At 55.3% G+C, this 11,318-nt stretch carries 12 protein-coding genes; 8 read left to right on the top strand and 4 right to left on the bottom strand.

Annotation, left to right across the window (positions count from 1 at the left end; translation table 11 throughout):
* The first annotated feature begins 142 nt into the window (after positions 1-142).
* The 6 genes from dapC (at position 143) to prmB (ending at position 5,963) form a co-directional block, all read left to right on the top strand.
* Complete coding sequence (dapC, locus tag ABWP27_RS04525) at positions 143-1,357, top strand: succinyldiaminopimelate transaminase (protein ID WP_353153960.1); 1,215 nt, start codon at positions 143-145, stop codon at positions 1,355-1,357.
* 71 nt (positions 1,358-1,428) lie between these two features.
* Positions 1,429-2,253 carry a 2,3,4,5-tetrahydropyridine-2,6-dicarboxylate N-succinyltransferase gene (gene dapD / locus ABWP27_RS04520; protein ID WP_012079922.1) on the top strand — a complete coding sequence of 275 codons (825 nt, stop codon included), beginning with the start codon at positions 1,429-1,431 and terminating at the stop codon, positions 2,251-2,253.
* 80 nt (positions 2,254-2,333) lie between these two features.
* Positions 2,334-3,461: a PilT/PilU family type 4a pilus ATPase gene (locus ABWP27_RS04515; RefSeq protein ID WP_353153956.1), complete on the top strand. Its 1,128-nt coding sequence runs from the start codon at positions 2,334-2,336 to the stop codon at positions 3,459-3,461.
* A 2-nt stretch (positions 3,462-3,463) separates the two neighbouring features.
* Positions 3,464-3,817: an ArsC family reductase gene (locus ABWP27_RS04510; protein WP_353153953.1), complete on the top strand. Its 354-nt coding sequence runs from the start codon at positions 3,464-3,466 to the stop codon at positions 3,815-3,817.
* A 4-nt stretch (positions 3,818-3,821) separates the two neighbouring features.
* Complete coding sequence (gene dapE / locus ABWP27_RS04505) at positions 3,822-4,949, top strand: succinyl-diaminopimelate desuccinylase (RefSeq protein ID WP_353153950.1); 1,128 nt, start codon at positions 3,822-3,824, stop codon at positions 4,947-4,949.
* Between the two features lie 123 nt (positions 4,950-5,072).
* Positions 5,073-5,963: a 50S ribosomal protein L3 N(5)-glutamine methyltransferase gene (gene prmB, locus ABWP27_RS04500; RefSeq protein WP_353153947.1), complete on the top strand. Its 891-nt coding sequence runs from the start codon at positions 5,073-5,075 to the stop codon at positions 5,961-5,963.
* Here the strand turns inward: prmB and ABWP27_RS04495 are convergent.
* A complete protein-coding gene (locus ABWP27_RS04495; RefSeq protein WP_353153944.1) occupies positions 5,941-6,141 on the bottom strand; it encodes a hypothetical protein in 201 nt (66 codons plus the stop codon). The genes prmB and ABWP27_RS04495 overlap by 23 nt on opposite strands.
* Positions 6,142-6,153: 12 nt before the next feature.
* Between ABWP27_RS04495 and ABWP27_RS04490 the strand changes: the two genes are divergently transcribed.
* The gene (locus tag ABWP27_RS04490; RefSeq protein ID WP_353153941.1) at positions 6,154-8,124 is read left to right on the top strand and encodes an ATP-binding cassette domain-containing protein; all 1,971 of its coding nucleotides are present in this window, start codon (positions 6,154-6,156) and stop codon (positions 8,122-8,124) included.
* A 28-nt stretch (positions 8,125-8,152) separates the two neighbouring features.
* Positions 8,153-8,974: a Rossmann-like and DUF2520 domain-containing protein gene (locus tag ABWP27_RS04485; RefSeq protein ID WP_353153938.1), complete on the top strand. Its 822-nt coding sequence runs from the start codon at positions 8,153-8,155 to the stop codon at positions 8,972-8,974.
* Between the two features lie 64 nt (positions 8,975-9,038).
* Here the strand turns inward: ABWP27_RS04485 and motD are convergent, their stop codons facing one another.
* The 3 genes from motD to ABWP27_RS04470 are packed head-to-tail and all read right to left on the bottom strand — an operon-like array spanning position 9,039 to position 11,315.
* Positions 9,039-9,824 (bottom strand): flagellar motor protein MotD, encoded by a 786-nt coding sequence (gene motD / locus ABWP27_RS04480; protein ID WP_353153935.1) that lies wholly within the window; start codon positions 9,822-9,824, stop codon positions 9,039-9,041.
* Positions 9,825-9,861: 37 nt separating this feature from the next.
* Positions 9,862-10,602: a flagellar motor protein gene (locus tag ABWP27_RS04475; RefSeq protein WP_353153932.1), complete on the bottom strand. Its 741-nt coding sequence runs from the start codon at positions 10,600-10,602 to the stop codon at positions 9,862-9,864.
* On the bottom strand, positions 10,584-11,315 hold the full coding sequence (locus tag ABWP27_RS04470; protein ID WP_353153929.1) for an RNA polymerase sigma factor FliA: 732 nt from the start codon (positions 11,313-11,315) through the stop codon (positions 10,584-10,586). The genes ABWP27_RS04475 and ABWP27_RS04470 overlap by 19 nt, the downstream gene beginning before the upstream one ends.
* Between the last annotated feature and the right edge of the window lie 3 nt (positions 11,316-11,318).

Genomic DNA, 11,318 nt, shown 5'->3' with positions numbered 1-11,318 from the left:
CAAGTCAATAAGCAAGACCTCGCACATGGCATAAAGCGCGTTACGGTTACGGCCTCCGGGACGGTATAATGTTGCCACTTTGAACCTTGCGTCAATTAACACCCCGGTGTTAACACTGATTGCATATTTTCCGCCCTCTGCCGTGAATCCACTCCTGAACCAGCTGCAACCTTATCCCTTCGAGAAACTCAAGCAACTGTTTGCCGGCGTGACGCCAAACGCTGCTTACCGTCCTATCAGCCTGGGCATAGGCGAACCCAAGCATCCAACGCCGGCTTTCATACAAAAAGCACTGGCTGACAATCTGGATGGCCTCGCGACTTATCCGACCACCGCTGGCACGGATGCCTTGCGTGCGACGATCGCCGGCTGGCTGGAGCGCCGCTACAACTTGCCGAAACTGAATCCTGCAACGCAAGTGCTGCCGGTCAACGGTTCGCGTGAAGCCTTGTTTGCCTTGGCGCAAACCGTGGTTGATCCGAGCCAGCACGCGCTGGTCGTCTGCCCTAATCCGCTGTACCAGATTTACGAAGGTGCAGCTTATCTGGCTGGTGCCCATCCCTACTTTGTCAATTGCGATCCGGCGCGCAACTTTGCACCGGATTTCGCCAGCGTTACACATGAAGTCTGGTCGCGCGTGCAACTGGTCTACGTCTGCTCGCCGGGCAATCCGGCCGGTGCCGTGCTGACACTGGAAGATTGGGCCGAGCTGTTTGCCTTGTCCGATCGCTACAACTTCGTGATCGCAGCCGATGAATGCTATTCCGAGATTTACTTCAAGGCAGAAGCGCCGCTGGGCGGACTGGAAGCCGCACACAAGCTGGGCCGCACTGGCTATCCTCGCCTGATCGGTTTCTCCAGCCTGTCGAAACGATCGAACGTGCCGGGCATGCGCTCGGGTTTCGTCGCCGGCGATGCAGAAATTCTCAAAAAATTTCTGTTGTACCGTACCTATCACGGCAGCGCGATGAGCCCATCCGTGCAAAGCGCTTCAATTGCCGCCTGGAACGACGAACAGCACGTCGTAGAGAATCGCGAAAAATACATCAGGAAATTCAACCAGGTCACACCCTTGCTGCAGGAAGTGATGGATGTATCGCTGCCGGACGCCGGCTTCTATCTGTGGGCCAAAGTCGACAAGCTGGCCGCCATTGGCGATATCGAATTCGCGAAGCGCCTGTATGCCGAATATAATGTCACGGTATTGCCGGGCAGCTATCTGGGCCGTGAAGCACATGGCATCAATCCCGGGCGAAATCGCATACGCATGGCGCTGGTAGCCGAAGTCGATGAATGTCTGGAAGCAGCACAGCGCATCGTCGAATTTACCAAAAAGTTATCCAGCGCAAGTTCCTGATTACTGTTTCTGAACTCCAGTCTTTAATCGTTAATTCATTTTATTTTTATCATCAACCGATAAGTACTCACATGACACAACAACTCGAACAGATCATCGACCAGGCATGGGAAAACCGTGCAGATTTCTCCCCTAAAAATGCGCCAGCAGATGTACGCAATGCAGTCGCACAAGTCATCGCTCAATTGAACGAAGGCACATTGCGCGTTGCGCAAAAAGACAGCGGCGCATGGGTCGTCAATCAATGGGTCAAGAAAGCAGTGTTGCTGTCCTTCCGTCTGGAAGACAACATCACCATGCCATCCGGCGATCACATGCAGTTCTACGACAAGGTACCAACCAAGTTCGCCAACTACACCGCTGAAGATTTCGCCAAAGGCGGCTTCCGCGTGGTGCCGCCTGCAGTCGCGCGTCACGGCAGTTTCATCGGCAAAAACGTCGTCATGATGCCGTCCTTCGTCAACATCGGCGCTTACGTCGATGAAGGCTCGATGGTTGATGCCTGGGCGACAGTCGGTTCATGCGCACAAATCGGCAAGAACGTTCACCTGTCCGGCGGTGTTGGTATCGGCGGCGTGCTGGAGCCTATGCAAGCCAACCCAACCATCATCGAAGACAACTGCTTCATCGGTGCCCGTTCGGAAATCGTTGAAGGCGTGATCGTCGAAGAAAACTCGGTTATCTCGATGGGTGTCTACATCGGCCAATCAACCAAGATTTACGATCGTGCAACCGGCGAAGTTACTTACGGCCGCATTCCTGCAGGCTCCGTTGTCGTATCCGGCAACCTGCCTTCCGCTGATGGCAAATACAGCCTGTACTGCGCGGTGATCGTCAAACGGGTAGATGCAAAAACTCGTGCGAAAACCGGCATCAACGAACTGCTGCGCGACTAACGGCAGTTACAAATCGATTGCAAGTGAACTGCATAAGCAAAGTGTCATTTCGCGTTTTGACTTCCACCAAGGATTAGCTCATGGCAATGGATCGGTTATTTCTCCTGATGAAGGAAAAAGCAGCATCTGACTTGTTTATCGCAGTCAATTCGCCGATCCATATCAAGATCAATGGCAATCTGATGCCGATCAACCAGCAGAAGCTGGACCAGAAAGCCATCATGTCGCTGCTGGCCGAAATCGTGCCGGCAGCGAAGCTGGAAGAGCTGGAGCGGGACAACGAACTCAACATCGGTATTCCGGTGGCGGGCGTCGGCAGTTTCCGCCTGTCGGCATTTCGCCAGCGCGGCAGCATTTCGGCCGTGCTGCGTTACATCCCGGGCGAGATTCCAGCGCTCAACAGTCTGGCACTGCCGCCCGTGCTGGCAGATCTGGTGATGGAAAAACGCGGACTGCTGCTGGTCGTCGGTTCTACCGGTTCCGGTAAATCGACGACGATCGCTTCCATGCTCGATCATCGCAACGGCTTGCGTACGGGTCACATCCTGACGCTGGAAGACCCGATCGAGTTCCTGTTCAAGAACAAGAAATCGGTGATCAATCAACGTGAAATCGGCAGCGATGCAGCCGACCTGTCTGTCGCCTTGCGCAATGCGTTGCGACAGGCGCCCGATTGCATCATGATCGGCGAAATTCGTGACAAGGAAACCATGGCAGCCGCGCTCGCCTATGCGCAATCCGGCCATCTGGTCGTGGCAACACTGCATGCGAACAATAGTTATCAGGCTTTGACGCGGATTATCAATTTCTATCCGATTGAAAATCGCCAGTCGCTACTGACCGATCTTTCGTCCACCTTGCGTGCAGTGGTTTCACAACGGCTGATCGGCGCCATCGACGGTGGTCGGCGTGCAGCAGTCGAAATCATGCTCAACACACGCCATGTCGCCGAATTGATCGAACAAGGCGAAATCACGCAGATCAAGGAAGCAATCGAGAAGAGCATGTCGCCAGGTTCACAAACATTCGAGCAAGCCCTGATGCAACTGATCAAGGATGGCGTGGTTACGCAGGATGAAGCGCTGGCGCACGCCGATTCGGCCAGCAATCTGTTCTGGTTACTGAACAACTCGGCACAAAAAATCGAAGTCGAAGAGCCTGAAGAAGAACAAGGCGCGAGCTTCACCGAATTCACATTGAAAATGTAAGCATGACGATTTATCTCTATGGCATCCCCAATTGCGACACGGTCAAGAAAGCGCGCACCTGGTTAGGCAGCAATGGCACCGATTTTGTCTTTCACGATTTCAAGAAAGACGGCATTACACGCGAGCTGATCGCCGGCTGGTTGAGCGATGTACCGTGGGACGTTCTGGTCAATCGCAAAGGAACGACCTGGCGCAATCTGCCTGATGAACGCAAGGCCTCCATCGTTGACGCAGCAAGCGCAACCGAACTGATGCTGGAATCGCCATCCGTGATCAAGCGCCCTGTCCTGGTCAAGAACAAAAAAGCTGCAGTCGGTTTTTCAGCCGATCTTTATCAACAAATTTTTCAAGACTAATTCTATGAGCAAGACGCTCGCTCTCACTGAAGAACTGATTTCATTGTCATCGGTCACCCCTGAAGACAAGGGCTGCCAATCGCGCCTGATCGAATTGCTGTCGCCGCTCGGCTTCGTCTGCGAAACCATAGAATCCGATGGCGTGACCAATCTGTGGGCACGCAAGGGATCAGCGCAACCACTGCTGGTGTTCGCCGGCCATACCGATGTGGTGCCAACTGGTCCACTGGAACAATGGACCTCGCCACCGTTCGTGCCGACGCAACGCGACGGCAAACTGTATGGTCGCGGCGCGGCAGACATGAAAACGTCCATCGCCGCGATGGTTGTGGCAGCAGAAGAATTCGTCCACGCACATCCCGACCACAAAGGTTCGATCGGCTTCCTGATTACCAGTGATGAAGAAGGCCCTGCAACCGATGGCACCGTGATCGTCTGCAATGCATTGAAGGCACGCGGCGAACAACTCGATTACTGCGTGGTCGGAGAACCTACCTCTTCCGATGTACTGGGCGACACCATCAAGAACGGCCGTCGTGGCAGCATGTCGGGCAAATTGACGGTCAAAGGCATACAGGGTCACATCGCGTACCCGCAACTGGCACGCAATCCCATCCATCAATGCGCACCTGCATTGGCAGAACTGGTCGCCGAGAAATGGGATGACGGCAACGAATACTATTTGCCGACTTCATGGCAGGTATCGAATATGCACGGCGGCGCAGGCGCCTCGAATGTCATTCCCGGCAATGTCGTGATCGACTTCAACTTCCGCTTCTGCACGGCCAGCACGGTCGAAGGTTTGCAAAAACGTGTGCACGCGATTCTCGACAAGCATGGGCTGGAATACGATTTGAAATGGTCTATCAGCGGCTACCCTTTCCTGACGCCTAAAGGCAGCTTGAGCGATGCGATGGCCGATGCGATCAAAGCGGAAACCGGCGTCACGACAGAACTGTCGACCACCGGCGGCACATCAGACGGCCGCTTCATCGCACAGATTTGCCCGCAAGTCGTCGAGTTCGGCCCACCGAATGGCAGCATTCATAAAATCGACGAGCACATTGAAGTACGTTTCATCGATCCGTTGAAGAATATTTATCGTCGCACGATGGAAAATCTGCTGCTGTAAGGTAGCAGGCAACATATGTCATGACGCAGCGCAAGTCTGCACGTTGTGACCAGACTTACTCCCGCCCGATAGCGCGATGCGCATATCGGGCGTCATCTTTTTTATTTTTTGCTGCACAGAACCATGCCTATCAAGCCTAACGATCTCTCTACCATTCGCGACCTGCTGCGCTACGCAGTCACCCGCTTCAATACCGCGAAGCTGTTCTTCGGGCATGGCAGCACCAATGCACTGGATGAAGCCGCCTACCTCATTTTGCACACGCTGAAACTGCCGCTCGACAAGCTCGATCCCTTCTTTGATGCGCACCTGCTGCAACATGAAGTCGATGCCGTCCTGCGCGTGATAGAACAGCGCGCCGACGAACGCCTGCCTGCTGCCTACATCACCAACGAAGGCTGGCTGGGCGGTTACCGCTTCTATGTCGATGAACGCGTGATCGTGCCGCGCTCCTTCATTGCAGAACTGATCCCGGATCAGTTTTCGCCTTGGGTCAGCAATCCGGACAAGATCACCAACATCCTCGAACTGTGCACTGGCTCCGGCTGCCTGCCCATCATGCTGGCCGATGCGTTCCCGAATGCGCAGGTCGATGCAGTCGATATTTCTGCCGATGCGCTGGCAGTTGCGCAACGCAATGTGGATGAATACGAATTGCAGGATCGCATCACCCTGATCGCATCCGATCTGTATACGAATGTGCCGGAAAACAAATACGACCTGATCATCACCAACCCGCCTTACGTCAACTCAACGTCCATGGGCAAGCTGCCGCCGGAATACCTGCGCGAACCGCAGATTGCATTGGCGGGCGGCGACGATGGCATGGATCTGGTGCGCAAGATCGTTGCGGGCGCAGCAAAACGCCTGACGCCCAATGGTTTGCTGATGGTAGAAATCGGCAACGAACGGGCATTTGCAGAAGCGGCCTTCCCGGAATTGAACCTGACCTGGCTCACCACCAGCGCCGGCGACGACATGGTATTCCTGATCACAGCAGATCAGTTGCAATAAGTCTCAAGACCGGCAGCAGGAATTTGCTGCCGGTATCGCGCGATCGCATGCACATTGCCGATCGCGATTTCGGCTTGCGGGAAGATGTTTTCCCGCCGGCCATTTTTAACTCATTTATTGAAGAAGCAAGGCTGGCAGCAAGCGCTGTCGGCTTACACACCACATGATCCGTTTTCAACAAGTTTCCCTCATGCGCGGCATCAAGCCGCTGCTCGACAATGTAGATGTCACGCTCAATCCGGGCGATAAAATCGGCTTGATCGGCGCCAACGGGGCCGGCAAATCGAGCCTGTTCGGCCTGCTGCGCGGCGAATTGCATGCCGATCTCGGCACTATCGATTTCCCGTCCAAATGGCGCGTCGCCTATGTTGCGCAAGAAACGCCGCCACTGGAACGCACTGCGATTGATTACGCCATCGACGGCGACGTCACGCTGCGCCGCCTGGAGGAAGAACTGGCATTTCTGGAAAGCGAACCGGACACCACCGACAACGGCGTATTGATAGGCGAACTGTACAGTGCGCTGGCCGATGCCGATGCCTATACCGTGCGTCCGCGCGCCGAACAATTGCTGCTCGGCCTGGGCTTCACGATGGCGCAGATGGAACAACCGGTCGCGAGTTTTTCCGGCGGCTGGCGCATGCGCTTGAATCTGGCGCAGGCGCTGATGTGCCCTTCCGATCTGCTGCTGCTCGATGAACCGACCAACCATCTGGATCTGGACGCCATCATCTGGCTGGAAGACTGGCTGAAGCGTTATGCCGGTACGCTGATCGTCATTTCCCATGATCGCGATTTCCTCGACGGCGTGGTCAATGTGATCGTGCATATCGACGAACGCAAGCTGAAACGCTACTCCGGCAATTACTCCGGCTTCGAGCGTCAGCGTGCTGCACAAATGATCCTGGCCCAAAGCGCGCTGGAAAAACAGACCCGTCAACGCGCGCATCTGGAATCTTTCATCAACCGCTTCAAGGCGCAAGCCAGCAAGGCGCGTCAGGCGCAAAGCCGGATGAAGGCTTTGGCGAAGATGGAAGAATTGGCACCCTTGCGCGCAGCAGCCGAATTCTCTTTCGAGTTCCGCGAACCGGCCAGCGCACCGAATCCATTGCTGGTAATGGAAGATGTCGATGCCGGCTACAAAATTGAAAATGAAAAAGACTATTCGATCACCGAGAAAAAAATTGTTTCCGGTATCAATTTCTCGCTGCAGATCGGCCAGCGCATCGGCTTGCTCGGCGTCAACGGCGCCGGCAAGTCGACGCTGATCAAAACCATTGCCGGCGAACTGGAACCCCTGAACGGCTCTTCGCAATTCGGCAAGGGACTGGCTATCGGTTACTTCGCCCAGCATCAGGTCGAAATGCTGCGCCATGAAGAATCGCCGCTGTGGCATCTGGCGCATATTGCACCGACCGTACGTGAACAGGAACTGCGTAACTTTCTCGGCAGCTTCAATTTCAACGGCGCCATGGTCACCAGCAAGATTGCGCCGTTTTCCGGCGGTGAAAAAGCCCGTCTCGCGCTGGCACTGATCGTCTGGCAACGCCCTAACCTGTTGCTGCTCGATGAACCGACCAACCATCTGGATCTGGAAACGCGCGAAGCATTGACGATGGCACTGGCGCAGTTCGAGGGCACGCTGGTCGTCGTCTCGCATGACAGGCATCTGCTGCGCGCCACCACCGATCAGTTCATCATCGTCGCCGACGGCAAGCTGCAACCTTTCGACGGCGATCTGGACGATTACAAGGATTGGCTGTTCAAGACCAAACTCGCTGCCAAGAATGCCGAAACCAATACATCGCTGCCACAGGTCAAGGAAAAATCCGCCAGCGCAGTGGTAGCGCCTTCTGCGGCGATACCCAAGGCAGACAAGCGCGAACAGAAAAAACTGGAAGCAGACGAGCGCCAAAAGATCGCTGCCAAACGCAAACCCATCGAATTGAAGCTGAAGAAACTGGAAGAGCAGCTTGCCAAACGCAATGCGCAAAAAGCTGCCGTCGATGAAAAACTGGCCGACCCTCTGATCTACGATGCAGCCAACAAGAAGGAACTGAAACAGTTGCTGGCGGATCAGACTTTCTACACGAAAGAAGTCACGCAACTGGAAGCCGAATGGCTGGAGCTGCAGGAAGCACTGGAACAGGCCGGCAGCTGACGCAAACCAAACTTGACGAGCAGGCAGCATGCACACTCTCACCATCATAGGATGCGGCAAAGTCGGCCAGACGCTGGGACGCTTGTGGGTCGAAAATAAAGTCGTCGCCATCGGCGACATCCTGAATACCTCGATGGAAAGCGCGATGCGTGCCGCCGCTTTTATTGGCGCCGGACGCGCGCTGGATGATTATGCAGCGCTTCGTCCTGCCGACATCGTTCTGATTGCCGCACCCGACGATCAGATTGCCTCCTGCTGCGAAGCATTGGCTGCCTCCGATTGCCTGTCTGCAGATAGTGTCGTCTTTCACTGCAGCGGTGCACTCCCTGCATCGATACTGCGGGCAGCAAGTGAGCGCGGCGCAAGCATTGCCAGCATCCATCCGATACGCAGTTTTGCAGTGCCGGAAAAAGTGATCCAGGATTTTCCCGGCACCTGGTGCGGCATCGAAGGAGAACAACGCGCACTGACTATCCTGGCCCCGCTGTTCACGACGCTGGGTGCACAATTGGCTCCCATCAAAAGCGAAGAAAAAATCCTGTACCACGCCGCCGCCGTGTTTGCCTCCAACTACCTGGTAACACTGCTGGACACTGCCGTGCAAACCTACGGCAAGGCCGGTATCCCGCAAGATATTGCGCTGAAGATGATGGCATCGCTGGTCCGGGAAACGACAGAGAATGTTTTGGCAATCGGCGCGGAACGCGCATTGACCGGGCCGATCGCGCGTGACGACATTGCGACTGTAGTGCGGCAGTATCGCAGCGTTAATAAATGGGACAGGCGCTACGGCGCACTATACAAGCAGATGGGCAGGCTGACGGCTCATCTTGCGCGTCGAAGAAAATAAAGGATCAGGCAAAGCAGCCTGACCTTGAACACAGCTTTTCCTGGCACGTTTCTTTAAACGTTCGTCAATCTTCCGCGGTGACCGGCACTTCAGTCACGACATCCGGCAAGCCAGAAAGTATCATCAGTTGCACGCGACGATTGCGCAAGCGCCCTTCCGTCGTCTCGTTGCTGTCGACCGGTTGATTGGCACCGTGGCCCATCGCGACCAGGCGTTTTTCATTCATCCCGCTTTCCAGAAACAGGCGCACCACGCTGCTGGCGCGCACAGCGGACAATTCCCAGTTGGACGGAAACATCGCATTGTTGATCGGGACGTTATCGGTGTGGCCTTCGACCTGAATGTCGTTATCGACCTTGTTCAATACTTCGGCCACGGCACGCAGGGCTTTCTCGGATTGCGCACTGAGCCTGGCTTCGCCGGGGGCAAACAGCACGCTGGCATTGATTTCGACGCTGACGCCACGATTGGTTTGTGTCACGCGCACTTTGCCTTCCCTGATCAGCGGCGCCATCGCCTTCAGGATATCGCGTGCGATATTGGTCATGCGGGCTTTTTCGCGTTTGGTGGCGGCGTCATTGGCGCGCTGCGATTGCAATTGCACCGGCAGGGGCCGCGGCAATATGGGAGAGCTCGATTCAACCGGATCTTTCAGCGCCGGCGCTTTAGGCGTGATGCCGCTGAATGCAATACCGAGCGAGTTGGAGAGGATGCGGTACTTGCCTTCGTTGACCGAAGAGATGGCATACATGACAACGAAGAAGGCAAACAGCAAGGTAATGAAGTCGGCATAAGACACCAGCCAACGCTCATGATTTTCGTGTTCTTCTTCGTGTTTTCTACGCGCCATGTGTGTTCAGTCTGCCGATGATGGAAACAAAGCTCCGTTACATCAGATAGATATTCATCCGCTCTTCGATCAAGCGTGGATTGTCGCCGGCGGCAATGCCGGCAAATGCATCCGCCAGCATTTCATGTTTGAAGACATCGCGAGCAACGATGGCCTTGAGTTTGCTGGAAATCGGCAGAAACACCAGATTGGCAAAACCGACACCGTAAATCGTCGCCACGAAAGCCACGGCAATGCCGCTGCCAAGACGGGATGGATCGGACAGGTTTTCCATCACATGAATCAAACCCAGCACGGCACCCAGAATGCCGATGGTCGGTGCATAACCGCCGGCCGCTTCCCATATCTTGATCGACAGGCGCTGCTGCGTTTCATACGCACCGATTTCCATATCCAGCACTTCGCGCAATTTATGCGGATCGACGCCATCGACGATCAGTCGCAATCCGTGCGCGATGAATGGATCGTGAACATCCTTGATCATGCGTTCCAGGCTCAACAAGCCTTCGCGGCGCGCCACTGTGCTCCAGTTGGTGATGTCATGCATCAGGTTCGCGTAATTATCGTCCTGCGGCACAAAAACGCGACCGGCCATTTTCAGACCGGTCACAAAATTGTGCCAGCCGCTTTGCAGCAGCACCGCGCCTATCGTGCCGACAAGGACGATAACGAAGGCAGCCGGCTGTACCAGAGAGCCGAGTTTGCCGCCTTCCAGCATTTGCCCGGCAAGTATGCCGCCGAGCGCAAGCACGATGCCAATTAAGCTACCCCAGTCCACGCCTTCTCCCTCAAGTTTGCACGCATCCTGGCGATGGCCTGGCTATGTAGTTGCGATACCCGCGATTCGGTTACGCCCATGACGGCGCCGATTTCCTTCAGATTCATTTCCTGTTCGTAGTACAAGCTCATCAGGATTTTTTCACGTTCCGGCAAGGCCTCGATGGCTGCGATCACCGCCGAGCGGAAACCGGTATTCATCAAATTCTGCAAGGGATCGGGCGATTCATCGGTGCAATAGCGATCGAGAAAATGCTCGTTGTCTTCGCTATCGTGAAAGTCTTCGTAATACACCAGTTGGTGACCGCCGCCATCGCTGAGCAAATCCTGATAATCGGCCAGCGATAACTTGAGCTGCTTGGCGACTTCGCTTTCATTCGGTGCGCGCCCCAGCTTTTGCTGCAGGGTATTCATCGCCACCTCGATCTTGCGCATGTTCTGTCGCATGCTGCGCGGCATCCAGTCGCTGCTGCGCAATTCGTCCAGCATGGCGCCGCGTATGCGTTGCACGGCATAGGTTTCAAATTGCGCGCCATGCGTTTCTTCGTAGCGGCCGACTGCATCGAGCAGCCCTATCATGCCGGCCTGAATCAGATCATCTACTTCCACGCTGGGCGGCAACTTGGCTTTCATCTGATGCGCCAGTTTCTTGACCAGCGGCGCATGCTCGTTTACCAGGTGGTCCCTATCCGATCTTCCAGCTGCCGTATACATTGC

The organism is Herminiimonas fonticola (genome assembly GCF_040395855.1).
In the GTDB taxonomy this organism is placed as follows: Bacteria; Pseudomonadota; Gammaproteobacteria; order Burkholderiales; family Burkholderiaceae_D; genus Oxalicibacterium; species Oxalicibacterium fonticola_A.
This window is presented reverse-complemented; position numbering and strand designations above follow the sequence as displayed.